26 protein-coding genes and 1 pseudogene are annotated in these 23,872 nt (G+C 64.5%); 11 read left to right on the forward strand and 16 right to left on the reverse strand.

Going from position 1 to position 23,872, the window contains the following annotated elements; genetic code table 11:
• Positions 1–41: 41 nt before the first annotated feature.
• The 4 genes from AC25MA_RS07430 to AC25MA_RS07445 all read right to left on the reverse strand — a co-directional run bounded on the left by AC25MA_RS07430 (position 42) and on the right by AC25MA_RS07445 (position 2,109).
• Complete coding sequence (locus AC25MA_RS07430; RefSeq protein WP_063630100.1) at positions 42–497, reverse strand: DUF1842 domain-containing protein; 456 nt, start codon at positions 495–497, stop codon at positions 42–44.
• 19 nt (positions 498–516) lie between these two features.
• On the reverse strand, positions 517–900 hold the full coding sequence (locus tag AC25MA_RS07435; protein ID WP_486971909.1) for a DUF1842 domain-containing protein: 384 nt from the start codon (positions 898–900) through the stop codon (positions 517–519).
• Positions 867–1,112 carry a DUF1842 domain-containing protein gene (locus tag AC25MA_RS07440; RefSeq protein ID WP_486971910.1) on the reverse strand — a complete coding sequence of 82 codons (246 nt, stop codon included), beginning with the start codon at positions 1,110–1,112 and terminating at the stop codon, positions 867–869. The genes AC25MA_RS07435 and AC25MA_RS07440 overlap by 34 nt, the downstream gene beginning before the upstream one ends.
• A 319-nt stretch (positions 1,113–1,431) precedes the next feature.
• Complete coding sequence (locus AC25MA_RS07445; RefSeq protein WP_028689486.1) at positions 1,432–2,109, reverse strand: DUF3313 domain-containing protein; 678 nt, start codon at positions 2,107–2,109, stop codon at positions 1,432–1,434.
• Positions 2,110–2,288: 179 nt separating this feature from the next.
• Between AC25MA_RS07445 and AC25MA_RS07450 the strand changes: the two genes are divergently transcribed.
• Together AC25MA_RS07450 and AC25MA_RS07455 are read left to right on the forward strand one after the other, a co-directional pair.
• Positions 2,289–2,672 carry a type II toxin-antitoxin system RelE/ParE family toxin gene (locus tag AC25MA_RS07450; protein ID WP_028689487.1) on the forward strand — a complete coding sequence of 128 codons (384 nt, stop codon included), beginning with the start codon at positions 2,289–2,291 and terminating at the stop codon, positions 2,670–2,672.
• Positions 2,653–2,958: a helix-turn-helix domain-containing protein gene (locus tag AC25MA_RS07455; protein ID WP_028689488.1), complete on the forward strand. Its 306-nt coding sequence runs from the start codon at positions 2,653–2,655 to the stop codon at positions 2,956–2,958. The genes AC25MA_RS07450 and AC25MA_RS07455 overlap by 20 nt, the downstream gene beginning before the upstream one ends.
• 10 nt (positions 2,959–2,968) lie before the next feature.
• Here the strand turns inward: AC25MA_RS07455 and AC25MA_RS07460 are convergent, their stop codons facing one another.
• The 3 genes from AC25MA_RS07460 to AC25MA_RS07470 all read right to left on the reverse strand — a co-directional run bounded on the left by AC25MA_RS07460 (position 2,969) and on the right by AC25MA_RS07470 (position 6,875).
• Entirely contained in the window at positions 2,969–4,264 is a 1,296-nt protein-coding gene (locus AC25MA_RS07460; RefSeq protein ID WP_028689489.1) for an NAD(P)/FAD-dependent oxidoreductase, read from the reverse strand.
• A 13-nt stretch (positions 4,265–4,277) separates the two neighbouring features.
• Entirely contained in the window at positions 4,278–5,366 is a 1,089-nt protein-coding gene (locus tag AC25MA_RS07465; protein WP_028689490.1) for a polyamine ABC transporter substrate-binding protein, read from the reverse strand.
• Between the two features lie 150 nt (positions 5,367–5,516).
• A complete protein-coding gene (locus AC25MA_RS07470) occupies positions 5,517–6,875 on the reverse strand; it encodes a glutamine synthetase family protein (protein WP_028689491.1) in 1,359 nt (452 codons plus the stop codon).
• A gap of 163 nt (positions 6,876–7,038) precedes the next feature.
• On the opposite strand from AC25MA_RS07470, the gene AC25MA_RS07475 reads away from it, so the two are divergent.
• Complete coding sequence (locus tag AC25MA_RS07475; protein ID WP_028689492.1) at positions 7,039–7,935, forward strand: helix-turn-helix domain-containing protein; 897 nt, start codon at positions 7,039–7,041, stop codon at positions 7,933–7,935.
• Between the two features lie 69 nt (positions 7,936–8,004).
• Here AC25MA_RS07475 and AC25MA_RS07480 read toward each other — a convergent pair whose 3' ends face one another.
• A complete protein-coding gene (locus tag AC25MA_RS07480) occupies positions 8,005–9,390 on the reverse strand; it encodes an aldehyde dehydrogenase family protein (protein WP_028689493.1) in 1,386 nt (461 codons plus the stop codon).
• 105 nt (positions 9,391–9,495) lie between these two features.
• Here AC25MA_RS07480 and ptrR point away from each other — a divergent pair, with 105 nt between their 5' ends.
• The 3 genes and pseudogenes from ptrR to AC25MA_RS07495 all read left to right on the forward strand — a co-directional run bounded on the left by ptrR (position 9,496) and on the right by AC25MA_RS07495 (position 11,592).
• Positions 9,496–10,371 carry a putrescine utilization regulator PtrR gene (ptrR, locus tag AC25MA_RS07485; RefSeq protein WP_028689494.1) on the forward strand — a complete coding sequence of 292 codons (876 nt, stop codon included), beginning with the start codon at positions 9,496–9,498 and terminating at the stop codon, positions 10,369–10,371.
• Positions 10,372–10,413: 42 nt separating this feature from the next.
• Positions 10,414–10,740 (forward strand): annotated as a pseudogene (locus AC25MA_RS07490) (carboxypeptidase regulatory-like domain-containing protein); the annotation flags it as partial.
• Positions 10,741–11,070: 330 nt separating this feature from the next.
• A complete protein-coding gene (locus tag AC25MA_RS07495) occupies positions 11,071–11,592 on the forward strand; it encodes an acyloxyacyl hydrolase (protein ID WP_028689495.1) in 522 nt (173 codons plus the stop codon).
• A gap of 44 nt (positions 11,593–11,636) precedes the next feature.
• On the opposite strand, the gene AC25MA_RS07500 is transcribed toward AC25MA_RS07495, so the two are convergent.
• The gene (locus AC25MA_RS07500; protein ID WP_028689496.1) at positions 11,637–12,527 is read right to left on the reverse strand and encodes a universal stress protein; all 891 of its coding nucleotides are present in this window, start codon (positions 12,525–12,527) and stop codon (positions 11,637–11,639) included.
• An 83-nt stretch (positions 12,528–12,610) separates the two neighbouring features.
• Positions 12,611–14,611 carry a peptidase U32 family protein gene (locus AC25MA_RS07505; protein ID WP_028689497.1) on the reverse strand — a complete coding sequence of 667 codons (2,001 nt, stop codon included), beginning with the start codon at positions 14,609–14,611 and terminating at the stop codon, positions 12,611–12,613.
• 181 nt (positions 14,612–14,792) lie between these two features.
• Between AC25MA_RS07505 and AC25MA_RS07510 the strand changes: the two genes are divergently transcribed.
• On the forward strand, positions 14,793–15,632 hold the full coding sequence (locus tag AC25MA_RS07510; protein WP_486971911.1) for an RHS repeat-associated core domain-containing protein: 840 nt from the start codon (positions 14,793–14,795) through the stop codon (positions 15,630–15,632).
• Between the two features lie 70 nt (positions 15,633–15,702).
• Here the strand turns inward: AC25MA_RS07510 and AC25MA_RS07515 are convergent, their stop codons facing one another.
• Positions 15,703–16,083, reverse strand: coding sequence for a RidA family protein (locus tag AC25MA_RS07515; RefSeq protein ID WP_486971912.1), 381 nt, complete (start codon positions 16,081–16,083; stop codon positions 15,703–15,705).
• A gap of 169 nt (positions 16,084–16,252) precedes the next feature.
• Here AC25MA_RS07515 and AC25MA_RS07520 point away from each other — a divergent pair, with 169 nt between their 5' ends.
• Complete coding sequence (locus tag AC25MA_RS07520) at positions 16,253–16,948, forward strand: tRNA (adenine(22)-N(1))-methyltransferase (RefSeq protein ID WP_486971913.1); 696 nt, start codon at positions 16,253–16,255, stop codon at positions 16,946–16,948.
• 6 nt (positions 16,949–16,954) lie between these two features.
• Here AC25MA_RS07520 and AC25MA_RS07525 read toward each other — a convergent pair whose 3' ends face one another.
• Positions 16,955–18,259: an MFS transporter gene (locus AC25MA_RS07525; protein WP_486971914.1), complete on the reverse strand. Its 1,305-nt coding sequence runs from the start codon at positions 18,257–18,259 to the stop codon at positions 16,955–16,957.
• Between the two features lie 99 nt (positions 18,260–18,358).
• Positions 18,359–18,604 (reverse strand): DUF2790 domain-containing protein, encoded by a 246-nt coding sequence (locus tag AC25MA_RS07530; protein ID WP_028689501.1) that lies wholly within the window; start codon positions 18,602–18,604, stop codon positions 18,359–18,361.
• Positions 18,605–18,720: 116 nt separating this feature from the next.
• On the opposite strand from AC25MA_RS07530, the gene AC25MA_RS07535 reads away from it, so the two are divergent.
• Positions 18,721–19,653, forward strand: coding sequence for a LysR family transcriptional regulator (locus tag AC25MA_RS07535; protein ID WP_028689502.1), 933 nt, complete (start codon positions 18,721–18,723; stop codon positions 19,651–19,653).
• A gap of 12 nt (positions 19,654–19,665) precedes the next feature.
• Here AC25MA_RS07535 and AC25MA_RS07540 read toward each other — a convergent pair whose 3' ends face one another.
• The 3 genes from AC25MA_RS07540 to AC25MA_RS07550 form a co-directional block, all read right to left on the reverse strand.
• Positions 19,666–19,977: a hypothetical protein gene (locus AC25MA_RS07540; protein ID WP_028689503.1), complete on the reverse strand. Its 312-nt coding sequence runs from the start codon at positions 19,975–19,977 to the stop codon at positions 19,666–19,668.
• Between the two features lie 93 nt (positions 19,978–20,070).
• Positions 20,071–21,375 carry an MFS transporter gene (locus AC25MA_RS07545; RefSeq protein WP_207851302.1) on the reverse strand — a complete coding sequence of 435 codons (1,305 nt, stop codon included), beginning with the start codon at positions 21,373–21,375 and terminating at the stop codon, positions 20,071–20,073.
• 303 nt (positions 21,376–21,678) lie between these two features.
• Positions 21,679–22,350: a class I SAM-dependent methyltransferase gene (locus AC25MA_RS07550; RefSeq protein WP_069017660.1), complete on the reverse strand. Its 672-nt coding sequence runs from the start codon at positions 22,348–22,350 to the stop codon at positions 21,679–21,681.
• 97 nt (positions 22,351–22,447) lie between these two features.
• On the opposite strand from AC25MA_RS07550, the gene AC25MA_RS07555 reads away from it, so the two are divergent.
• Complete coding sequence (locus AC25MA_RS07555; RefSeq protein ID WP_486971915.1) at positions 22,448–23,200, forward strand: methyltransferase domain-containing protein; 753 nt, start codon at positions 22,448–22,450, stop codon at positions 23,198–23,200.
• Between the two features lie 32 nt (positions 23,201–23,232).
• Positions 23,233–23,703, forward strand: a complete 471-nt coding sequence (locus AC25MA_RS07560; RefSeq protein ID WP_182322715.1) for an OsmC family protein — start codon at positions 23,233–23,235, stop codon at positions 23,701–23,703.
• Positions 23,704–23,872: the final 169 nt, after the last annotated feature.

The raw sequence follows: 23,872 nt of genomic DNA on the forward strand, positions 1-23,872 counted from the left end.
GCATTCAGGTGGGAGCGGGCTGGCCCCGCGATCCGTTCAGGTCAGACGCTTTCCAGGTGCTTGATCGCAGCCTTCAGGCGCTCCGCGGGTTGCGGCTGGTCCTGGTGGGTGATGTCCGGCGCCTTGCGCACGCGACCATGCTGGTCGACCCAGTGGCCGTTGATGAAGTAACGGTAGCTGGCGGTGCCGGCGTTCCAGCCCTGGTCAAGCAGGCCCTGCAGATGGAAGGTCTGGGCGATCTGGCTGAGCGGGCCGCTTGGGCTGCCATCCAGGTGCAGGACGATCGACGGGCTACCAGCGGGCGCGAACGGCAGCTCGCTGTAGCCGCCCCACACCTTGGCCTGGAACACCTGGACCGGGTGCGTGGTCTGGATGATGGAGGCCCTGCCGGTGACCTTCTTCTGCACGGTATTCACCAGCAGGTCGAGGGTCAGGATAGGGGCGCCGAGCAGCCCGTTGCTGACATTCAGGCGGGTATGAAAAAGTCCGAAGGACATGCTGATTCTCCTTGTCTGCTCAGGCTTTCTTGGCGGCCTTGGTGGCCGGGCTCTTGGTCGAGGCGAGGGCTTGGTCCAGGGCTTTGCCCACGGCGCCGCTGGCCAGTTGCTTGAGTTGCGCGACGTCACCGGTGGCGATCACTGCCTCCAGGGTGGCGTTGTGCAGTTCGGTCGTGAGGTCGACGTTCGCCAGTGTCTGGATGCGTTTGAGTTCAAGCACGACGGGTACGTTGTCCACTTCGATCCAACGCTGGCCGTTGTAGTAACGGTAGCTGGCCGTGCCTTTCTGCCAGTCCAGGTCGAGCAATGCGCGCAGTTCGAACTGCTCCGGCGAATTGGCGTGCGGGCCGCCCTGGTTGCCACGCACCGTCAGCAGGATCTTGCCTTCGCTGGGCGGTTGCACGGTGAGGTAGCTGTAGGTGCCCCAGGCATCCAGCGCCAGCTCCAGCGGTGGGTTGTGGTGGTCTGGGTGATCAGCGCGTGGCCGTTGACGCTGCGATCTGGCGTGTAGACCAACAGGTCGAGCTGCAGGCGCGGGGCGCCAGGAGCATTGGTTCCAATGAGGTAGGACACCGGGAACAGGCCTTCCGACGGTGCGGTCAGCGATACAGACATGATTGCCTCCGTTGCATTCAATGAATGAAATACCGTAACCAACGCTTGCGCAGGCGGGCGGAGGAAAAGGGGAGAGGCAGGTAGACGGGCGGATGTACTGGCGTGCCCGGTGCGAGCGGCTGTTGGCAGCCGGCTTGTGCAGCCATCCCTGAAGTGCGGTGCCGCCTGCCTGGCAGCCCGCTTGAGTTAAGCAGGCAAAAGATGCCGTGATGGCCTTTTTGCATTATGTCCGACGAGTGGTGACATCCAGGTCTGCAAGCCGGCTCCCGCCCCGTGAGAACCGGCTTGTCCCGCGATGAGCTCTACAGGGCGGACCGCCTCACTTCGACTTCTGCTGCAACGCCACGAAGCTGCGGCGCATGTCGCTGGCCCAGCCATCAAGCACCGGCTTGACGTCGTTCAGGGTCAGTTGCGTGCTGTCGTTCTCCAGCGCCTTGCCGCTGCCCTTGCGCACCACCTGGGCCAGCACGTTCTGGCTGCCGCCATCGAGGAAAGCGGCCTCCACGGCGATGTCCACGGCCTGGTCGCGACCGCCGGCGGCGGTGTTGACCGCCGCGGCCACCAGGGCGATCGGGATCACCTCGTAGGGCTTGAGGCCTTCGGTGCTGGTGGACACCGCGGTGATCGCCGGGCGCACCACGATGGTGTTCGGGCCAGGCTCCTTGACCAGGGTGAGCACGCTGCCCAGTTCGCGGCGCATGGCTTCGTTGAAGTAGCGGGTGATCGCCTGCAGGGTCTGCGCCGAGATCACATTGGTCGGCTGTGGCTTGGGATAGAACTGGCTCGGCTCGATGAACACCTGGGTGTACTGGCTGGCCTTCACGTCCGGGTCGATCCAGCGCATCACTGGCGCGCCGGAGACGCTCTCGGCGGGCTTCAGGCGACTGTAGTCCTTCAGGAAACCGGAATAGTCCTTGGGATCGACACGGTTGCTGGAGCAGGCAACCAAGGCCAGCAGAGCAGCGCACAGCAGGGTGGTGCGAGGCAGGTGCTTCATGATGACGAGGTCCATGAGGGAAGTGGCCAGAACAACGCTAGCAGGTGGTTGGCCGAAGGCCAGCGGTCAGGTGTTGACGGTTGCCGTTTCCTACGGCGCTGTCTGAGTGCGCCGACTATCCATTGGTCTTTGAAGCTGGAAAAGTATGCCCTTTACGGGTATGTTTAGGAGTGCCGGCCATGGATGTCTACAAGCGAAGGGAGTTTGCCCGCTGGCAACTCAAGGAGTGCGTACCAGACCACCTGCGCTGCCGCGCTGTCCTGGAAATGCAGAGTGGGCTGGTTGACGCGAGCCTTGGTTGCTTGCTGTTCAAGAAACGTGTTGCGGGCCTGTGCAGCGGCAAGCGGGGAGGCTACCGAACACTGCTGTCGGCTCGCATCGGCAGTCGCTACGTGTTCCTTCATGGGTTCGCCAAGAGCGACATGGCCAATGTCACGCCGGCCGAGCAGAAAGCGCTTCAGTTCGCCGGCAGGGTCTTTCTGAAATTGTCACCCCACGCCCTGGCCAAGGCATTGGGTTGTGGCGTATTGATGGAGGTCCACTGTGACCAGCAAGCTCATTGAATCACTACGCGTCGACCTCTCGGACCTCGAGCAGGCAGGTGCCGTCGGCAAGGTCACGTTGCGCGACTTCGAGGCGATCTGTCCGGCCCCGGTGCGGGCATTCAGCGCCCAGGACATCCGCCACCTGCGCGAAGCGCTGAACTTCAGCCAACCGGTGTTCGCCCTCCACCTGCACACCAGCGCATCGACGGTACGCAAGTGGGAGCAGGGCGAAACACGCCCGGCAGGGCCCGCCTTGAAGCTACTGAACATCATTGCCGACAAGGGGCTGCAGGCCATCCTCTGAAGCAGGGTTGTCAGCCCAGCGCCTCGCGCAACCGGTACCACAGCATGCCCAGCGCCAGCAGAGGCGAGCGCAGTGCCTTGCCGCCGGGGAAGGTCAGGTGCGGCACCGCGCTGAACACGTCGAACCCCTGGCTGTGCTCGGTGGCGATGGCCTCGGCGAGCAGCTTCGCGGTCCAGTGGGTGACGTTCAGGCCATGCCCGGAATAGCCCTGGGCATAGAACACGTTGGGGTGCTGGCCGAGGCGGCCGACCTGGGGGAAACGGTTGGCGGTGATGCCGATCATGCCGCCCCACTGGTAGTCCAGGCGCACCTCGGCCAGTTGCGGGAACACCTTGAGCACCTTGGGCCGCATGTAGGCGCCGATGTCCTTGGGGTCGCGCCCGGAGTAGTGACAGGCGCCGCCAAACAGCAGGCGGCGATCGGCAGTCAGCCGGTAATAGTCCAGCCCCACCTTCTGGTCGCACAGCGCCATGTTCCTTGGGATCAGCGTACGCGCCAGGGCCTCGGGCAAGGGCTCGGTGGCCACCACGTAGCTGCCGGCCGGCAGCACCTTGCCGCACAGGCGCGGTTCCAGTTCGTCGAGATGGGCGTTGCAACCCAGGATCAGGCTCTGGGCGCGCACCTTGCCCCGGGCAGTGTGCAGCGTCACCGTTCGGCCATGCTCGATGCGCAGCACCGGGCTTTGCTCGAAGATCCGTACGCCAAGGCCGAGGGCGGCGCGGGCCTCGCCCTGGACCAGGTCGAGCGGGTGCAGGTGGCCCGAGCCCATGTCCACCAGGCCGCCGGCGTACAGGTCGCTGGCGACGATCTCGTGCATGCGATCGGGGTTGACCAGGCGGGTTTCGTGGCGATAACCCAGTTCGGCCAGGTCGCGCTGCTCGTCTTCGAAGGCGGCGAACTGGGCGGGGGTGTTGGCCAGCTCGCAGAAGCCCCAGCGCAGGTCGCATTCGATACCGTACTGCTCGATGCGATTGGCCACCAGGGCCACCGAATCGATGCCGGCCTGCTGGAGGTAGCGCACGCCGTCCTGGCCGACGTGGCGGGCGAAACCGGAGACGTCATGGCCGATGCCGCGGATCAGTTGGCCGCCGTTGCGCCCGCTGGCGCCCCAGCCGATGCGGCGCGCTTCCAGCAGGATCACCGAGAGGCCGCGCTCGGCCAGTTCCAGGGCGGCGTTGACCCCAGTCAGGCCACCGCCGACCACGCAGACATCGGCCTGCAGGTCCTGGTCGAGCGCAGGGTAGGTGGCCGTCTGGCGCGCCGAGGCGGCGTAGTAGGAGGCGGTGTGTTCGTTCATCTGTGGCATGGGTGGGCTCGGCTCAGCGATTGGACTTGATCTTGCTCCAGGAGCGGGTCATCTGCCGCAGGATCGCGGGGCTCTGCATGGTCGAAACATACAGGTTGTCCAGCACGTCCTGGGGCGGATAGATCTCGGGGTTGTTCACCAGCGCCGGGTCCATGTCGGCCTTGGCATCCGGGTTGGCGTTGGCATAGCCGACCGTGGCGCTGACCTTGGCGATCACCTTGGGGTCGAGCAGGTAGTTGATGAAGGCCAGGGCCTGCTCGGGGTTCTTGGCGTCCTTGGGGATGGCCAGCAGGTCGAACCACAGGTTGCTGCCTTCCTTGGGAATGCTGTAGGCGACCTTGACACCATTGCCAGCCTCCTCGGCGCGGTGGGCGGCCTGCAGCACGTCGCCGGAATAGCCGAAGGCGATGCAGACATCACCATTGGCCAGGTCCGAGACGTACTTGGAGGAGTGGAAGTAGGTGATATAGGGGCGCAGCTCCAGCAGGCGGGCCTCGGCCTTGCGGTAGTCGTCGGCCTTCTCGCTGCGCGGGTTCATGCCCAGGTAGTTGAGGATGGCCGGGAACAGTTCGTCCGGCGAGTCCATGAATGCCACGCCGCACTGCTTGAGCTTTTTCAGGTTCTCGGCTTCGAACAGCACCGCCCAGGAATCGATCTTGTCGATGCCCAGCACCGCCTTGACCTTGTCGACGTTATAGCCGATGCCATTGGTGCCCCAGAGGTACGGTACGGCGTACTGGTTGCCCGGGTCGTTCTGCTCCAGCTGCTTGAGCAGCTGCGGGTCCAGGTGCTGCCAGTTCGGCAGCTTGCTGCGATCCAGCGGCAGGAACGCGCCGGCCTGGGCCTGGCGCGCAAGGAAATGGTTGGAGGGCACGACCACGTCGTAGCCGGTGCGCCCGGCCAGCAGCTTGCCCTCCAGGGTTTCGTTGGAATCGAACACGTCATAGACCACCTTGATCCCGCTGCTGGCCTGGAAGTCGGCCAGGGTGGTGTCACCGATGTAGTCGGTCCAGTTGTACACGCTCACCGTCGGCTGGGCCTGGACGGCGGCGCCGAACAGCAGGGCGAAGGTTGCGGGGATCAAAGCTTGCGGATAACGCATGTCGACACCTCGTTGGTCTTGTTCTTCGAATTCGGTGGTGTAGGGGCTGCTTTGCAGCCCATCGCCGGCAAGCCGGTTCCCACAGCAATGGTGTTGCTGGTGTGGGAGCGGGCTTGTCAGTGAAGGGGGGCACGGTACCCCCAAGGCGGATCACACGCTGAGCAGCAGGAACTCCCGCTCCCACGAGCTGATGACGCGCTTGAAGTTCTCATGCTCGGCACGCTTGACCGCAACATAGCCCTGGACGAACTGCTGCCCCAGGTACTGCTGGACCTTTTCGCAGTCTTCCATGTGCTGCAGCGCATCTTCGATGGTGATCGGCAGGCGCAGATTGCGTCGCTCGTAGGCGCGGCCCTGCACCGGGGCGCTGGGCTCGAGTTTTTCGACCATGCCGATATAGCCGCACAACAGGCTCGCGGCGATGGCCAGGTAGGGGTTGGCGTCGGCGCCCGGCAGGCGGTTCTCCACGCGCATCGCTTCGGGGCTGGAGGTCGGCACGCGCAGCCCGGCGGTGCGGTTTTCCTCGCCCCACTCGACGTTCACCGGCGCCGAGGTGTCGGGCAGGAAACGACGGAACGAGTTGACGTTCGGCGCGAACATCGGCAGCAGCTTGGGAATGTATTTTTGCAGGCCGCCGATATGGTGCAGGAACAGCTCGCTCATGCTGCCGTCGTCATTGGCGAAGATCGGCTTGCCGGTGGCGATGTCGACCACGCTCTGGTGCAGGTGCATGGCGCTGCCCGGCTCGTCGGTGATCGGCTTGGCCATGAAGGTGGCGGTGACGTTGTGCTTGAGCGCCGCCTCGCGCATCGTGCGTTTGAACACGGTGATCTGGTCGGCCAGGTCCAGGGCGTCGCCGTGTCGGAAGTTGATCTCCATTTGCGCCGGGCCGTCCTCGTGGATCAGCGTGTCCAGGTCCAGGCCCTGGATTTCGCACCAGTCGTAGACGTCCTCGAACAACGGGTCGAATTCGTTGGCGGCATCGATGGAGAATGACTGGCGGCCACTCTCGGCGCGACCCGAGCGGCCCAGCGGCACCTGCAAAGGCAAGTCCGGGTCTTCGCAGCGCTGGGTCAGGTAGAACTCCATCTCCGGCGCGACGATCGGTTGCCAGCCCTTGTCGGCATACAGCTTGAGGACCTTCTTCAGCACGTTGCGCGGCGACAGCTCGATGGGGTTGCCCTGCTTGTCGAAGGTGTCGTGGATGACGATCGCGGTCGGTTCGATGGCCCACGGGATCTGGTACACCGCCGTGGGATCGGGGCGGCAGACCATGTCGATGTCGGCGGCGTCGAGCAGGCTGTAATAGATGTCGTCGTCGACGTAGTCGCCGGTGACGGTCTGCAGCAGCACGCTCTCCGGCAGGCGCATGCCGCGCTCGTGGAGGAACTTGGCGGTCGGGGCGATCTTGCCGCGGGCGATGCCGGTCAGGTCGCTGATCACGCATTCGACTTCGGTGATCCGGTGTTCTTTCAGCCAGGTGGACAGCTGATCGAAGGGGGCGTTCATACAAACCTCTTGGTTGGGTAGTTGTGGTGGGACGCAAGGCGTTCATCGCCGCAGGGCACTTCCCACAGGTGACGCTGAGGACTATCTTGGTCGCAGCCTCCGCGGCGATCTATCCACTTTTTTCGACAAGCAATGCACCAAAAGAGTGCATCTAGGACAGCGCGTGACAACGCCAACCGCCTTGCAGGTCCAGGATTACCGCACCACCGATGTGACCGAACAGACCCGCGCCACCCCTGGCTGGCAGCAGCAATACCGGCAGATGTCCCCCGGGCATTTCAACGGTCAGTTGCGCTGGCTTGGCCTCGATGGCGTGGAGGTGTACGAGGAGCGCCTGAATACCCGGGTCGAGCAGTTCTTTCGCGCGCCCAGCGGCGCCCTGGCGTTCTGCTTCGACCGCAGCGAAAACAGCCTCTATCTACTCAACGAAGACAGCCGCAATATCTGGATCACCCCGGAGAACTACCAGGAGGTGGCGGTGGTGTTCGAGCAGCCGTTTTTGGCCAGCCATGGCCTCGACCTGGAACGCCTGCGCGGCTTGTTCATGGTGCCACTGAGCTGCCAGCAAAATGCTTTGTTCGGCAACTGGCTGAGCGCCACGCTGACCCGCTTGGGCCAGGCCGATTGCCCGCTGGAAGGCGGGGCGTTGGGCGAGCAGTTGCTGGAGGACTGCCTGTTCATCCTCGACAACGCCGGGCAGCATCTGCAGGGGGATGCGTTGGGGCGGCGCGACGAGGAACGGGCGATCATGCGTCGGGTCAGCGAGTGGGCCGCCGACTGCCCCGACGAAACCCTCAATCTGCTGCAGTTGGCCAAGGTTGCCGGTGTTTCCGTGCGTCAGTTGCAGCAAGCCTTCAAGGGTTTCACCAACCTGCCACCGGCGCAGTGGTTGCGCCTGCGTCGTCTGAACGGCGCGCGGCGTGACCTGCTGGTGGGGGACGCGACCGTTGCCGAGGTGGCGATGCGTTGGTCGTTCTGGCACCTGGGGCGGTTTTCCGAAAGCTACCGGCAGCTGTTTCACGAACTGCCCAGTGAGACGCTTCGGCGCGGCAGGGGCTGACCGGCCGGCAGCGCGCTCGCGGTTTCGAAGTTTCTTGCCCCCGCTCGGCAGCGGGGGCAAGCCGCCAGATCAGTTGCGATCCAGCCACACCGTCTGGGCATTGGTGAACTCGCGCACGCCGAAGTGCGACAGCTCGCGGCCAAAGCCACTTTTCTTCACGCCACCGAACGCCACACGGGGGTCGGATGCGCAGTAGCCGTTGATGAACACGCCGCCGGTGTCCAGCGTAGCGGTCATGCGCTCGGCCAAGGCGTAGTCGGCGGTGTAGATGGTCGCGGCCAGGCCGAACTCGCTGTCGTTGGCCAGCGCCACCGCGTGCTCGGCGTCACGAGCGCTGATGATCGCCGCCACCGGGCCGAACAGCTCCTGTTTGAACGCGGTCATGTCCGGAGTGACGTTGGCGAACACGGTCGGCTCGTAGAAGTTGGCCGCGCCTTCGACCTTCTTGCCCCCCAGCAGCAGGGTGGCGCCTTCGGCAAGGGTTGCCTGGACCTGGCCATCGAGTTCATCGCGCAAGTCGTAGCGTGCCATCGGGCCGATGTAGGTGGCGTCGTCCAGCGGATTGCCGATGGTCAGCGCACGGGTGGCCTCGACGAACTTGTGGGTGAACGCCTCGACAATGCTTTCTTCGACGATCAGGCGCTTGGCGGCGGCGCAGACCTGGCCGGTGTTCTGGTAGCGGCCAATCACGGCGGCCTTCACGGCAGCATCGAGGTCGGCATCGGCCAGTACGATGAACGGATCGGAGCCGCCCAGCTCCAGCACGCACTTCTTAAGCGCCGCACCGGCCTGCGCGCCAATGGCCATGCCGGCGCGCACGCTACCGGTGAGGGTGATAGCGGCGATGCGCGGGTCGTTGATGGCGCGGGTGACGCCTTCGGGGGTGACATTGATCACCTCGAATACGCCTTCAGGCAGGCCGGCGCGCTTGAACAGGTCGGCCAGCAGGTAGGCGCTGCCCATTACGTTGGGCGCGTGTTTGAGCACATAGGTATTGCCCGCCAGCAGCGCCGGTACCGCGCCGCGCAGCACCTGCCAGACCGGGAAGTTCCATGGCATCACGGCGAGGATCGGGCCCAGCGGGCGGTATTCGATGCGGGCTTTTTCGATCTGGGTCGGCTCCGGCGCCAGCATGGCCGGACCGTGCTCGGCGTACCACTGGCACAGGCCGACACATTTGCTGACTTCGCCACGTGCCTGGCTGATCGGCTTGCCGATCTCGCGGGCGATCATCTGGGCGAAGACTTCGGCGTTGGCCTGCAGGGCCCGCCCGAGCTCGACCAGGTACTCGCTGCGCTGACCCAGCGACACGTTGCGCCACTGGTTGTAGCCGGCCTTGGCGCGTTGCAGCGCCGCGTCCAGCGCGGCGTCGGTGTCGAAGGCGTAGTGGCCGATCCGTTCGCCGCTGTAGGGATCGACGGAAATGGCGTGGGTCAGGCTGCTGATCTCGCTCATGGCAGGACTCTCGTTGTTTTGATCGGATGAGCCCAGACTAGGGGTGGCGCGCTTTAATGAAAACTGAATAATAATGAGCGAAACATTCACGTTTGGAGAATGATCGTGGACCTGGTGCAACTCGAGATGTTCAAGGCCGTGGCCGAGCACGGCAGCATCAGCGCCGCCGCCCAGCAGATCCATCGGGTACCGTCGAACCTGACCACCCGCATCAAGCAGTTGGAGGAAGACCTGGGCGTCGAGCTGTTCATTCGCGAGAAAAGCCGCCTGCGCCTGTCGCCGGCCGGCTGGAACTTCCTTGAATACACCCGGCGCATCCTCGACCTGGTGCACGAGGCGCGGTTGACCGTGGCGGGCGAGGATCCCCAGGGCACCTTCGCCCTGGGTTCGCTGGAAAGCACCGCGGCGGTGCGCATCCCGGCCTTGCTGGCGGCGTACAACCAGCGCTACCCCAAGGTCGACCTGGACCTGTCCACCGGCCCGTCGGGGACCATGCTCGAAGGCGTGCTGTCCGGACGCCTGGTGGCGGCCTTCGTCGATGGCCCGGTGCTGCACCCGACGCTCGAGGGCATGCCGGTGTTCGAGGAAGAGATGATGGTCATCGCGCCGCTGAACCACCCGCCGGTCAGCCGCGCCCGTGATGTCAACGGGTCGAGCATCTACGCGTTCCGCGCCAACTGCTCGTACCGCCACCATTTCGAGAGCTGGTTCGTCCACGACCAGGCGGTGCCGGGCAAGATCCACGAAATGGAGTCGTACCACGGCATGCTCGCCTGCGTCAGTGCCGGCGCGGGTCTGGCGATGATGCCGCGCAGCATGCTTGACAGCATGCCGGGGTGCAGCACGGTTAGCGCCTGGCCGATGGCCGAGGACTTCCGCTACCTGAAGACCTGGCTGGTGTGGCGGCGGGGCACGGTGTCGCGCAGTTTGAGCATGTTCATCAAGCTGCTCGAAGAGCGTCGTGAGCTGCCCGCGCCCTGATGGACTAACGGTGCGCGGCGATGCGAATCCCTGCCTCGGAAGCAACCCCAGAAGCAGAACGGCATCCGCTACCTACAAGGCGGTATTGGCCAGGACGAGGCCAATGCCCTGCGCCGCACGCCCGGCTATGACCTGCATATCACCCTCTCGACGGGAGCGGACGGCAAGTTCCAGAGCGGTGCTGCGCTGGATATCCAGTCGGCCCAGGGGCAATCGGTGCTGGCGCTACAGGACGTGGGGCCGCTGATCTTCGTGCAGTTGCCTGCGGGGCACTACCGGGTGATCGGCAATGCCGATGGCCGGACCGTGCAGCAGCAGGTGACGGTGGACGGCAAGGCGCCGGCGCGGGTTGATCTGAACTGGCGCTGAGGGTCAGCCCTTCCAAGGTGTTTTGGGCGCAAGGCGATTGAGCCAGTGAGGGCTGCCCTCGATCTCGCAGGCGCAGGAGCCTTCGCGGCGAACACGAAGAGGCGCAAAACGAATGAACCCTTGAATGGAACGCAGTGTCCTTAAACAATAGTGGCAAATCACTTTCCACTTTCTGTTCATTCGGACAATAATCGAAGAAGTATTACCACTTGTAACCCGGTTGGATGTGCCGGGTCGCCGGTGCACAACGAGGGGCGCAGCCCCCACTTGCCCGCAGGCACGCGCAAGATCGTGGGCCTGCCCGTGAAGACCATCAGGAGAAGTCATTTAATGAAGACCCGTCTCGCCACAGCGTTGGTTGTCGCCGTATTGGCATGCGCCGGCGCCAACCTGGCCCAGGCCGCCCAAGTATCCGGTGCCGTGGGCGCCACTAGCCAGGGTGACATGACCTACCGTATCGGGTTGTCGTTCGACTGGGACAAGAAATGGCTGGAAAGCAGCACTGGTCACCTGACCGGTTACTGGGACGCGGCCTACACCTACTGGGAGGGCGGGGAGGCCAGCGGCGCCCATTCGCTGTCGTTCAGCCCGGTGTTCGTCTATGAGTTCAGTGGCTTCACCTACACCCCGTTCATCGAGGCCGGGATCGGCCTGGCGGCATTCTCCAAGACGGATGTGGGCGACCAGCGCCTGGGTTCGTCGGTGAACTTCGAGGACCGGATCGGTTTTGGCCTGAAACTGCCGGCAGAGCAGAAGATCGGTATTCGCGCGATGCACTATTCCAACGCCGGGTTGAAGCAGCCTAACGATGGGATCGAGTCGTACTCGCTGTTCTACAGCAAAGCCTTCTGAGCCGGGCAAGCCCGCTCCTGCCGCGAGGGAGCGGGCTTTAGTCGTTAACGCACGGCCTTGATCGCCAGCACATTGCACAGCGGGTGCTCCAGCACATGCGCCGTCGTGCCGCCGAGAAATGCCTGCAAGGCATCGTGCCGGTGGTTGCCCATGACGATCACATCCACCCGGTGGTCGGCGATGTACTGGGTGATCGCCTTGACCGCCGGTCCTTCGAGGAAGTGGCGGCGCTCCAGGTCGATCTGGTAGTGGTCGCCCAGGCGGTTGAACGCCGTGCGCTGGGCCGTGCGCACGCTGGTGTCGAAACCTGGCATGGTCACGGTCCCGGCGCCGAAATCGGCGATATGGGTCCTGGCCGCATCGCATACGTGCAACAGGTGCAGCTCGGCGTCGCACTGCAGGGCCAGGGCGTGGGCGCTACGGATCACCTGGTCGTCCAGGTGTTCGCCAGTGCCATGGCTGTTGAGGTCGACCGCCGCGGCGATCTGTCGGGGCAGGGGCAAGCGGATATCGCTGACCAGGTGCACCGCCACCGGGCTGTCCTTGAGCAGTTGCCAGTCCAGCGGTGTCACCAGCAGGCGCTTGAGGATGGGTTCATGCTGCACGTCCTTGACCAGCAGGTCGCAGCCCAGGCGCTCGACCTGCTCCAGCAGGCTGCCCAACGGGTCGCGGGTCAACAGCAGTTCGGTGGAGACATCCAGGCCGGCATTGCGCAGTTGCTCGGCCTCGTCAGCCAGCCACTGGCGGTTGTCCTCGAGCAAGCGTTCGCGTTCGCGGCCGTCGCTCATCAGGCCGAAGGTGTCGACATCGTCGACGAAGACGTTGAGATCCAGCAGGGCCCCGCTGGATTCGGCCAGCGCCGCGGCGCGCTGCAGGGCAGGCGTATGGCGCATCTGCGGGCCGAGCATGACCAACAATCGCTTGAACTGGCTCATCTCACACCTCCACGTGTGGCAGCCCCCTGTTCAGTCTAGACCCGCCGCCGATGAAATCCCGTGGAGCGACGGCGGGTCGTCTTTCAGTGCGGCGCGCGTGGGATGGTCTTGAGCAGGTCTTCCGGGCTGATGTGCCCAACCACCTGGGCCACTGCGCTGCCCGGGGTCGGCAGGTCGATGATGTGGCTCTTCATCTTGCCGATCACATGCATCTCGCAGGGTTTGCAGTCGAACTTCAGGGTCAGCACCTCGTCACCCTGGATCAGCTGCATCGGCGCCACCTTGGTGCGTACGCCGGTCACGCCCTTGGCCTGCTTGGGGCACAGGTTGAAGGAGAAGCGCAGGCAGTGCTTGGTGATCATCACCGGCACTTCGCCGTGCTCTTCATGGGCCTCGTAGGCCGCGTCGATCAGCTGCACGCCGTGGCGGTGGTAGAAGTCGCGGGCCTTCTGGTTGTAGACGTTGGCCAGGAACGACAGGTGCGACTCCGGATACACCGGCGGTGGCGTGGTCTCGGCCTTGCGTCCGCCACGCGGGTGCGCCTTGACCCGGGCTTCGGTCAGCGCCTCGATGGCTTCGCGGCGCAGGGCCTTGAGCTGCGAGTTGGGGATGAAGTAAGCCTGCGGGGCATCGAGCTCGATGGCCGTGGCGTGGTACATCGTGGTCCCCAGCTGGCCGAGCAGGTCGTGCAGTTGGTCCAGGGCCTGCTGTGGCTTGTTGGCTGCACCGAACGGCCCGTCCAGGGCCACTTGCACACTGACACCCTCTTCACTGCTGAGGGTGAGCATCAGGCGCTGTTCGCGCAGTACCGCATGCCACTCGACACCCACCCGACGCTCGGCGGAGGTGCGCTGCAGCGCCTGCTGCCAGTTGTGGTCGAGGTTGCGCGACAGCGGGTGGTTGGGGCGTAGCTTGTACAGGCCCTCGGGCATCTCGTTGGGCTCGACACGGTAGCGGTAGCGCTTCTGGCCGTCTTCCTCGGATTCGCTCTTGAGTTCGGCGATGTTGGCGCGAAAGCCCACGACTTCACGCTTGACCAGCACATTGAGGCCGTCGCCGTTTGTCAGCGGCACATCGGTGGCCACCAGCAGGTCGCGTTTGCCGACTTTCTCCACCACGCCGACCGGCAGGCCGGTGAAGGTCGGCGAGTCGAAGGCGCCGATGTCGATCTTGCGATCACTGACGAAGTAGTCGGTGCTGCCGCGGTGGAAGGTCTTGTCCGGGTCCGGCACGAAGAAGTGTTCGGTACGCCCACTCGAGGCGCGGGCCAGCTCGGGGCGGTCCTCGAGGATGGCGTCGAGCTCCTTGCGGTAGTGGGCGGTGATGTTCTTCACGTAGGCCACGTCCTTGTAGCGGCCCTCGATCTTGAACGAGCGCACGCCGGCATCGACCAGGTCGCGCAGGTTGGCGGTCTGGTTGTTGTCCTTCATCGACAGCAGGTGCTTCTCGAAGGCCACCACGCGGCCCTGGTCGTCCTTGAGGGTATACGGCAGGCGGCAGGCCTGGGAGCAGTCGCCACGGTTGGCGCTGCGACCGGTCTGGGCGTGGGAGATGTTGCACTGGCCGGAGAAGGCCACGCACAGCGCGCCGTGGATGAAGAACTCGATGGCCGCGTCTGTCTCGGCGGCGATGGCGCGGATCTGCTGCAGGTTCAGCTCGCGGGCCAGCACCAGCTGGGAGAAACCGGCCTGGTCGAGGAACTTGGCCCGCTCCAGGGTGCGGATGTCGGTCTGGGTGCTGGCGTGCAGCTCGATCGGCGGGATATCCAGCTCCATCACCCCCAGGTCCTGCACGATCAGCGCATCGACACCGGCGTCGTACAGCTGATGGATCAGCTTGCGCGCAGGCTCCAGCTCGTTGTCGTGGAGGATGGTGTTGATGGTGGTAAATACGCGGGCATGGTAGCGCCGGGCGAACTCCACCAGTTCGGCGATATCACTGACCTCGTTGCAGGCGTTGTGGCGCGCGCCGAAGCTCGGGCCGCCGATGTAGATGGCGTCGGCGCCGTGCAGGATCGCTTCGCGGGCGATGCTCACGTCACGGGCAGGGCTGAGCAGTTCCAGGTGGTGCTTTGGAAGGGACATGTCGTTATAGGTTCGGGCTGTCACGGTAAGGCGGGCATTGTAACGGTGAATCGGGGCGGGGGCATCCATAACTGATGAACTTGCCCAAACGGTGGTAGTGGGCCTGGCATTTTTGTCAGTTATGCGTGCGGCGCGGTGGTGATAGCGTTGGGCCCAAAATCTTTCTGCGAAAGGTTATGCGATGACTTCCAACCGTTTGGCTGTGATCGACCAGCAGCGATCAGTGTTGGGGAGCTCCAGCCTGCCTAGGGCTTACACGCCGTATGGGGCGGTTTCTGATAAGCGTGGAGCAGTTTTGGCCTATTGCGGCCAGGCCCGTGACTCACTGACAGGCCATTACCACCTGGGCAATGGGCATCGGACCTTTAATCCTTTGCTGATGCGGTTTAACTCGCCCGATCGATTGAGTCCGTTTGCGGTGGGGGGCTTGAATGTCTACGCGTACTGCATGGGTGACCCTGTTAACCGGAACGATCCAACGGGGCGTGTCGCGACGTTGAACGTGGCGTTGTACACGGCTGGCGGGTATGCGTCAGGGAAGTTGCATGAGCACTTGCTGACCCTTTGGAACATGTTCAGTTACAACGTGGACAGAGCCAAGGCACTGACGCTAGATCCAGCAGCGGTCAGGGATCTCCCGGCGCTTTCCAAAAGGGATGTAGGACAAGCTGTACTCGGCGCTGTGACCAGTACTGTTGCATTTGCTGTTGCGGCAGGCGGTACGTACAACGAGCTTCAGATGAGTGCCAAGGCTGTCGACATCATTCCAGCTGCCCCTGGCGTATCTGATCCGGTTGGGGAAATCGTTCTACCGGTGCTCAATCTTCTGACCGCTGGTGCCTCCAAAATGAGCGATGCCATGGCTGGGGACTTGAGTGGGAAGTATAAAGAACTTGCTCGCAAGGGGTCAGAGAAAGTCCAGGAGTTGAACGCCAGAGGGGCGTCTATAAGACAACCTGATGGTGCCTCACAAGGAAGACGAGCTAGTCGGACGAGCACCCTGACTACTAATTCGGTTTGAGGGGCACGCCGCCTGACAAGCAGATGCAGTTGGCAGGCGGCGTAGTGCAAGAAAAGTCGACTTGAGGCGATCAGCCCTTGGCCGCCATCGCCGTCACTTCCACACGCATCCCCTCGAACGCCAGCGCAGCCACGCCCACCGCCGCGCGCACCGGCCATGGCTTCTTGAAGAACCGCTGGTACACCTCGTTGAACGCCGCCCGGTCGGCCATGTCGGTCAGGTAGATGGTCAGGTGCAGTACCCGGTCCATCGAACTGCCGGCGCGCTCCAGGGCGACCTTGAGCGCCTGCAGGGTGCATTCGCACTGGGTGGTGATATCGCCCAGCTTTAGGCTGCCGTCGGCCTGCACGGGGATCTGGGTGCTGACCAGGATGCCGTTGTACTCGGCAACGTCCGAGGAGATCGAGTCGGCGTCCGGGTCGGGGGTGTAGATAATGTCGGTGTTTGCCATGGGGGTTCGCCTTGCAACGGAAGGAAACCGCCAAGCCTACGCGAGCGGGTCGGGCTGGTCGAGGCGTGGCGGCCGGTCGCGGGTATTTGAAATGCGTGCCGCGGGCGGTCAGAATCGCGCCCCGACCCGGCCACTGGCGCCGGGCCCAGGTTGTCAGAAGAGGCTTGCGTTGAACGAACACACATTGTCCATGCGTCTGGAACGGGTGGCCGCCCATGTGCCGGCCGGGGCGCGCCTGGCCGATATCGGCTCGGACCATGGCTACCTGCCGGTGGCGCTGGCGCGCCGCGCTGCGATTGTCGCGGCGGTGGCTGGCGAGGTGGCGCTCACGCCCTACGAGGCTGCACGACGCACCGTGCGCGAGAACGGCCTGGAGGATCGCATCACCGTGCGTCATGCCAGCGGCCTTGCGGCCATCGAACCGGGTGACGGCATCACCGCGATCACCCTCTGCGGCATGGGCGGCGAGACCATTCGCGATATTCTCGAGGCCGGCAAACAGGACTTGGGCGGGCACGAGCGCCTGGTCCTGCAACCCAACGGCGGCGAGCCGGCGTTGCGCCAGTGGCTGATGGACAACGACTACCGGATCGTCGCTGAGGAAGTGCTGCGGGAAAACCGTTTCGACTACGAGATCATCGTCGCCGAACGTGCCGACGCGGTCACCTACACGGCTGAGGAGCTGTATTTTGGTCCGCTGCTGATGCAGGCGCGCAGCCCGGCCTTCCAGTTCAAATGGCAGCGTATGCTGCGTCAGAAGCAACAGACCCTGGCCAACTTCGCCCGGGCACGTCAACCGGTGCCCGAGGACAAGCTGCGGGAGATGACCCGCCAGGCACGCTGGATCAGCGACCTGCTGGCTTGAGGCCTCTTACTTGGGGTTGACCACGCTGGCTGGCACCTTAAGCACCAGCACACCCCCAAGCACGATGGCCACGGCCAGTACCTGCAGGGCCAGGCCCGGGTTGGCGGTGCTGTCGCGCATCCAGCCGATCAGGTAGGGCGCGGCGAACGAGGCGATGCTGCCGAACGAGCTGATCATGGCGATACCGGCGGCCTGGGCGCTACCTGCCAGGAACGCCGGCGGCAGTTGCCAGAACATCGGCAGGGCGGCGCTGGCGCCCATGCCGGCAACCACCAGCCCGGTCATCACCAGCAAGGCATTGCCCGGTGCCGAGCCGGCCAGGGCGATACCGGCGGCGGCCATCAGCAGCGGCGCGCACAGGTGCCAGCGGCGTTCGCGCCGGCGGTCCGAGGAGCGCCCGCAACCGAGCATGAACAGGCACCCGGCCAGGTAGGGGATGGCGCTGAGCAGGCCGACCTGGCCGTCGCTGCCGATGCCGGCGCCGTGGATCAAGCTGGGCATCCAGAAGGCCAGGGTGTTGACCGCCAACATCACCGCGAAATACACCGTCACCAGTAACCAGACCTGCGCGTTGCCGAACAGGCCGCGCAGCGAACTGATGGGTTTGTGCCGCTCCTCGCCGGTCATTTCTTCGCGTAATGCGCGCTTTTGCCCGGCATCGAGCCAAGCGACCTGCTCGAAGCTGTCCGGCAGGCACTTGAGCACCACCAGTCCGAGCAGCACCACCGGCAGGCCCTCGATCAGGAACATCCATTGCCAGCCGCGCAGGCCGCCCTGGTCGTGAAAGGCCTGGAGGATACCGCCGGACAACGGCCCCCCGACCACCCCGGCGAGGGGCACGGCAATGGCGAACAACGCGGTGACTTGCGCGCGCCGCCGCGCAGGGTACCAGCGGTTGAGCACCACGAGGATGCCAGGGAAAAAGCCCGCTTCGGCCACCCCCAGCAGAAACCGCAAGGTATAGAAGCCGGCAGCGTCCTGCACCCACATCATGCCGGTGGACAACAGGCCCCAGACCACCATCAGGGTGGCGATCCAGCGCCGCGGCCCGATTCGCTCCAGGGCCAGGTTGCTGGGCACGCCGAACAGCGCGTAGGCGATGAAGAACAGGCCGGCGCCCAGGCCGTAGACCGTGTCGGAAAAGCCCAGGTCGGCGCTCATCTGCATCTTGGCGAAGCCGATATTGATGCGATCCAGATGGGCGAACAGGTAGCACACCAGCAGCAGCGGCATCAGCCGCCAGGTGATGCGGGCATGGGTGGCGTCGCAGGCGCGCACGGGCGTGGCCGTGGAGGTATCGATCGTATTCATGGTCCGGGACGTTCTTGTTGTTGTCCCGGCAGATCATGCGGCGGTGTCGCGGGCGGGCAAATGCACTTTCAGCAAGATGGCTGGTATTTTTCCCTGGGCTTAGAGCTGCGAGCAGTTGCCCATCTGCCGGTAGTCGACTTCGCGGGTCTGGCCCTGGTGGTCGACGTAGACCATGTGCGCGGTGCCCACCTGGCAGTCGGCGTCGTTGCTGGCCGGGGTGATCGAGATGACTTTGGCGATGTCCAGCGGCATGCCGTATTCGTAGGTGCTGGCGGTGGTGTCGGCCAATGCGCCAAACGAGGCGAGGGTGGCGCTCAGGGCGAGCAGGGCGATGGAACGGTTCATGACAGGCTCCTCATTCAGTGCGGATAACCTAATGATCCATTCATTTGTGTTTCACAATAAATGGGCTATCCCGTGATAGATTGTTGCCTTTCATGTATGAATGAGGGTGTCGGCCCATGGACATGTTGCATGCGATGCGAACCTTCGCCCGGGTAGTTGAATGCGGCAGCTTCGCCGCGGCGGCCCAGGCCCTGGACATTTCGGCGGCGCAGGTGTCGCGGATCGTCGCGGAGCTTGAGAATCAGCTGCAGACCCGCCTGCTGCACCGCACCACCCGGCGCTTGCGCATGAGCGAGGCGGGGGAGCGGTTTCTGGAGCGTACCCGACAGATCATGCTGCTCACCGAGGAGGCGGTGGACGAGGCCCGTGGCGCCCACCTCACGCCTCGCGGCCACTTGCGTTTTCATTGCACCCATGGCCTGGGCTTGCTGATGATGCCGCTGGTGGCGCGCTACAACGCCACTTGCCCGGAAGTGGTGATGGAACTGACGCTGTCGCAGCGCAACCCCGACCCGCTGGCCGAGGGGCATGATGTGGTGATCACCATCGGACAGGGGCTGCCGGATTCGCAACTGATCGCTATCCCGCTGGGCAGCATCCACAGCATTCTCTGCGCCTCCCCCGAGTACCTGGCCCGCCACGGCGTGCCCGAGCGGCCTGAGGACCTGCATGAGCATGTCTGCCTGCGCACGGTCGACCCGCTGTTCGAGGAGGACTGGTCGTTCGAGGGGCATTCCGACAGCTGTGTGATCGTGCCCCAGGACACCTTCCTCACCAACGTCGCCGACGCCATGCTCAAGGCCACCGAGCTGGGCATGGGGGTGGGTCTGTTGCCTTACTATTCGGCCAGCCAGGCCATGGAGGAGGGGCGCCTGTGCCGGTTGCTGGCGCCGCATCGGCTGCGCCAACGGGAGATCTACGCGATCTACCCGTCGCGGCATTTTCTGGACGCCAAGGTGCGCACCTGGCTGGATTTTCTCAAGGAACAACTGCCGCTGCTGTTTGCCGAGCATCAGCGAGTGGCGGATGAGCCCCGCTACTGGCGTTGACAGACAGTCGGGTCAACGGCTGTCTTGATCCTCGGCGCTGCCGCCCGACGCTCCAGCCCCGGAGCCTGTGGCTTCACCGGTGCTGTTGGAGCCACCGGCAGCGCCGTCGGCAGCATCGGAATCGGTGCCGGTGTCACTGCTGTCGTTGTCCTTGCTGCCACCGGGGCTGTTGACGCTACTGCCGTCACCGGCAGTCTTGCCCTGGTCGGTTGAGCGTTCGGTGTGGCTGCCGCCACCGTTCATGTCGGTTGCCGCAAGGCTCAGGGTGGCGCCGCTACCAAGCAGCAGAGCCAGCAACAAGGCGAGGGGACGTGGATTGGCCATGATGAATCTCCTGTCGGATGACGTGTCATGGTTGGGCCGCCACAGCCGCGCCAAGGTGCCCGTCAAGCGACGGGCGGTCCTTGGTATGAGCGGTCAGTGCGTCTCGGGACGCGGCGCCTGCTGGTCATGCGTGGTGTCCATCGCCTCCAGCGTCGGGTGCTCCTGGGCCGCGTGCATCAGGTCCTCGGTCACCCGCAGCTCCGCGCCGGTCGGCGAGAAGGTCGCGGTCGGCGCGAAGGGCGCCGGGTGCTCCGGTGCCGGGCGCTTGCCACGGCGCCAGAGGAAGAAACCGACCATTGTCAGGTTGATGGCAGCAAAGGCCCAGAACAAACCGGCCTCGCCGTAGGCGGTCATCATCGGTGAAATGGCCAGCGGCGCCATGGCCGAGCCCAGCGAGTTGATCAACAGCAGCCCCTGGATCATCGGCACCAGCGCGTCGGCCGGGGCACGGTCGGCGGCGCTGCTGACGGCCACTGGATACAGCGCGAACACACCGCCGCCGAGCAGGAACAGCAGTGCTGGCAGCAGCACGGTGTCGGCCGGCAGCAGCACGATCAGCACCGACAGCACGGTGCACAGGGCGGCCAGGGCGATCAGCACGTCCTGGCGGTCCTTGCGATCCGACCAGCGCCCGACCGGGTACTGCAGCAGCATGGCGCCAAGGATCACCCAGGCCATCATGTCGCCGACCTTGCCCACATCCAGGCCGATGCGTTGCAGGTACAGCGGCAACAGGGCGTAGATCCCGGCGATGGCGACCCCCGAGCCGAAGCAGCCGACCAGCCCGGTCGGCGCTACACCCAGCAATTGCCGCGGCTTGAGCGGCTCCACCTGGTCCAGCAGCGGTGATACCCGTGGCAGGATCACGATCGGCAGCACCGACAGCGTGGCGAGCATGCCGGCAACCATGAACGGCGCGGTCTCGCCCCAGCCGGTGACTTCGCCCAGGCCAGCCTGGGCGATCACCCCGGCGCCATAGAAGGCGATCATGTACAGCGCCAGGAGGCGCCCACGGATCTTGGCGTCGCCGGCCAGCAGCAGCCAGCTCTCGATCACCAGGAACACCCCGACCGCGGCCCAGCCGTTGATCAGGCGCAGGGCGAACCACCAGGTGGTGTCGTAGAACAGGCCCTGCAGCAGGATGGTCGCGCCGATCAGGGCGGCGAAGCTGCTGTAGGCGCGGATGTGGCCGATGCGCAGGATCAGGCGGTCGTTGAAGATCGCCCCCAGGGTCAGGCCGATAAAGTAGGCCGAGGAGACTACGCCGATAGTGGTCGCCGATTCGCCGGCGGCGCCCAGGCGCAGGGTGGTCAGGGAAGACAGCACGCCATTGCCCAGGGCAATGATGAACAGGCCGAGCAGGGGTGCCAGCGCCATCGCCAGCAAACGCACAGACATAGTTACCTCAAGGTTGAAAAGAGCTCAGATGCGCCTTTTCGGCTGCACGGGCTGGGTCGTGGCGCGGTGCAGTGCGACCTGGGCGGGCTGCGACCTTGGCAAGATTCAACCGCAGACCTGATAGAGGCAGGCCAGGCGGGGGCGGTTGAGCCTGTTGCACATGCGCGATGTGATGAGGCGTGAACGCTGTCTTTGCGGGCGGTTGCCACCGGCTGGGGCGACGGGCGAAAAGGAGGCGGGATTTTAAGGCCTGTGCAGGATTTGCCAAGTAGGAAAAGGCTGCGACGAGTAGCCGCAGGTGCGTCAGCCCAGCCGCTTCGCCGTCAACAGCAGGGATTGCGGTACCTGGCTCTGCGGATGCTGCGGTTCCTGCAACGCCAGCAGGCCGAACCCGGCCAGTTCCAGCGCTTTGAGCCAACTGCCCAAGGTGCGGAAGTACCAGGGCATGGGGCGCCAGTCACCGGCAAAACCGGCGAACGACTCCTCGCGCCAGCCATCTTGGTAGTGGCCGGCGGCGGCCGTCCACGGGTGCAGGGTCTGGATCAGCAGCGTGCCGCCGGGCAGCAGCAAGGCCCGTATGGCGCAGAGCAGGGGGATGATGTCCTGTTGCAGGAGGGCGAAATTGGCGCACACCAGGTCATAGCCGTGGCCGATGTCCACCGTGCCTTCGGCCAGTTGCCGGTAGCTGGCCAGGTGAACCTGCGGTGAGCCCGCCGAGTGCGCGGCGGCAACCAGCGTCCCATCGCCATCTACACCGACCGCGTCGATGCCTCTCGCCGCCAGGGCCCGCAGCAACCAGCCCTCGCCGCAGCCCAGGTCGAGCACCCGGGCAGGCTGACGTGCGAGCACGGCGAGCAGTATCGCCTGGTCGGTGACCTCGCGGCGGGAGGCGATGGTGCCGGAGCGTACGGCCTCGATCCAGGCCTGGGCGTTGTGCCGCCAGCTGTCCAGCAGGGGATCGGTGGTGGTGGGCATGGTCAGGTTCGATGAAGGTGGGTGGCTTCAGCATAGGGCAGCCTTGTATCCGAGGCCCTTTGCTCTGCACACTGGCGCACCTGCGAAGGAGCATGGCATGGCACTTGCGAAAGCGGATTTCACCACGCGCCTGCTGGTCGATGCCGGTATCGGCCCTGGCATGCGCGTGCTCGACGTTGGATGCGGCAGCGGCGATGTGAGCTGGCTGCTGGCTCACCTGGTGGACGGAGATGGAGCGGTGGTCGGCGTTGACCAGGCGGTGGGCGCCCTTGAAATCGCACGCCAGCGCGCGACACCCAAGGGTGCGGCGGTACCTGAGTTCGTGCAGGCTGACCTGCAGGCACTGCCCGAGTCCCTGGGGTTGTTCGACGCCATCGTCGGGCGTCGGGTGCTGATGTACCAGGCGGAGCCGGTCAAGGCCCTGCGCCTGTTGGCCCGGCACCTGCTGCCCGGTGGGCTGATGGTGTTCCAGGAGCATGACGGCAGTCTCACCCCGGCCAGCCTGGAGCCCTTCCCGTTGCATCACAAGGCCCAGCAATGGCTGCAACGGATGCTGGCCCACGAGGGGGCGGACCTGCATATCGGTTTCAACCTGCATCGGCTGTTCAGCGAGGCGGGGCTGGCGGTCGAGGACCTGCGCGCCGAGTGCCTGGTGCAGACACCCGACAGTGCCTACCCCTTGGCCGATATCGTTCGCGCCTGCCTGCCGCGGATCATCGCCCATGGCGTGGCTACGGCCAGGCAGGTCGGGATCGATACGCTGCACGCGCGACTGGAGGCCGAGCGACTTCAGTCGCGGGGCATCTACATAGGCGACATGGCCTTTGGCATCTGTGCGCGCAAGCGCTGAACAATGTGTTTATTTGATCAAGGAGATATCGGATGGCGCAGTACACCGCACAAGTGACCTGGAACCGTGACGGGCAGGATTTTCTCGGTAACCGCTACAGCCGGCGGCATGTATGGCGTTTCGATGGTGGGGTGGAAGTGCCGGGCTCTTCCTCGCCCCATGTGGTGCCGTTGCCGATGTCGGATGCCTCGGCGGTGGATCCTGAGGAGGCGTTTGTCGCGGCGTTGTCGAGTTGCCACATGCTGTGGTTCCTGTCCCTGGCGGCCAAGCGGCGGTTTTGTGTCGAGCGGTATGTTGATGATGCCTTGGGGGTGATGGGGGTCGACGAGGCAGGGCGCATGGCCATGACCGTGGTGACCTTGCGGCCGGTGGTCGAATTTTCCGGGGAGCGGCGGCCTGGGGTTGAGGAGTTGGAGCGGTTGCATCATATGGCGCATGAGGCGTGTTTTATTGCCAACTCGGTGAAGACTGAGGTTCGGTGTGAGCCGGTGGTTTCTGGGTGAGATATTGATTGTTGATTGTTGATTGTTGATTGTTGATTGTTGATTGTTGATTGTTTAGAAAGTTGTATGCGCGAGGGTGTCAGAAATTTTGTGTTCGGGCATAACATGAGTAAGAGGTGCATGTATGCCAACCAAAAAGAAACCCTTGCGTGACCTGCCCAAAATCCCC

It is taken from the genome of Pseudomonas sp. P65(2024), assembly GCF_057480955.1.

Bases quoted from the DNA above. Each gene is read 5' to 3' on its own strand.
- AC25MA_RS07540 (WP_028689503.1), bottom strand. From the start codon at position 19,977: ATGGCCAATCCACGTCCCCTCGCCTTGTTGCTGGCTCTGCTGCTTGGT.
- AC25MA_RS07440 (WP_486971910.1), bottom strand. From the start codon at position 1,112: ATGTCTGTATCGCTGACCGCACCGTCGGAAGGCCTGTTCCCGGTGTCC.
- AC25MA_RS07510 (WP_486971911.1), top strand. From the start codon at position 14,793: ATGACTTCCAACCGTTTGGCTGTGATCGACCAGCAGCGATCAGTGTTG.
- AC25MA_RS07480 (WP_028689493.1), bottom strand. From the start codon at position 9,390: ATGAGCGAGATCAGCAGCCTGACCCACGCCATTTCCGTCGATCCCTAC.
- AC25MA_RS07430 (WP_063630100.1), bottom strand. From the start codon at position 497: ATGTCCTTCGGACTTTTTCATACCCGCCTGAATGTCAGCAACGGGCTG.
- AC25MA_RS07470 (WP_028689491.1), bottom strand. From the start codon at position 6,875: ATGAACGCCCCCTTCGATCAGCTGTCCACCTGGCTGAAAGAACACCGG.
- AC25MA_RS07505 (WP_028689497.1), bottom strand. From the start codon at position 14,611: ATGTCCCTTCCAAAGCACCACCTGGAACTGCTCAGCCCTGCCCGTGAC.
- AC25MA_RS07560 (WP_182322715.1), top strand. From the start codon at position 23,233: ATGGCGCAGTACACCGCACAAGTGACCTGGAACCGTGACGGGCAGGAT.
- AC25MA_RS07535 (WP_028689502.1), top strand. From the start codon at position 18,721: ATGGACATGTTGCATGCGATGCGAACCTTCGCCCGGGTAGTTGAATGC.
- AC25MA_RS07525 (WP_486971914.1), bottom strand. From the start codon at position 18,259: ATGAATACGATCGATACCTCCACGGCCACGCCCGTGCGCGCCTGCGAC.
- AC25MA_RS07515 (WP_486971912.1), bottom strand. From the start codon at position 16,083: ATGGCAAACACCGACATTATCTACACCCCCGACCCGGACGCCGACTCG.
- AC25MA_RS07545 (WP_207851302.1), bottom strand. From the start codon at position 21,375: ATGTCTGTGCGTTTGCTGGCGATGGCGCTGGCACCCCTGCTCGGCCTG.
- AC25MA_RS07445 (WP_028689486.1), bottom strand. From the start codon at position 2,109: ATGAAGCACCTGCCTCGCACCACCCTGCTGTGCGCTGCTCTGCTGGCC.
- AC25MA_RS07500 (WP_028689496.1), bottom strand. From the start codon at position 12,527: ATGAGCCAGTTCAAGCGATTGTTGGTCATGCTCGGCCCGCAGATGCGC.
- AC25MA_RS07530 (WP_028689501.1), bottom strand. From the start codon at position 18,604: ATGAACCGTTCCATCGCCCTGCTCGCCCTGAGCGCCACCCTCGCCTCG.
- AC25MA_RS07450 (WP_028689487.1), top strand. From the start codon at position 2,289: ATGGATGTCTACAAGCGAAGGGAGTTTGCCCGCTGGCAACTCAAGGAG.
- AC25MA_RS07555 (WP_486971915.1), top strand. From the start codon at position 22,448: ATGGCACTTGCGAAAGCGGATTTCACCACGCGCCTGCTGGTCGATGCC.
- AC25MA_RS07460 (WP_028689489.1), bottom strand. From the start codon at position 4,264: ATGCCACAGATGAACGAACACACCGCCTCCTACTACGCCGCCTCGGCG.
- AC25MA_RS07465 (WP_028689490.1), bottom strand. From the start codon at position 5,366: ATGCGTTATCCGCAAGCTTTGATCCCCGCAACCTTCGCCCTGCTGTTC.
- AC25MA_RS07550 (WP_069017660.1), bottom strand. From the start codon at position 22,350: ATGCCCACCACCACCGATCCCCTGCTGGACAGCTGGCGGCACAACGCC.
- AC25MA_RS07495 (WP_028689495.1), top strand. From the start codon at position 11,071: ATGAAGACCCGTCTCGCCACAGCGTTGGTTGTCGCCGTATTGGCATGC.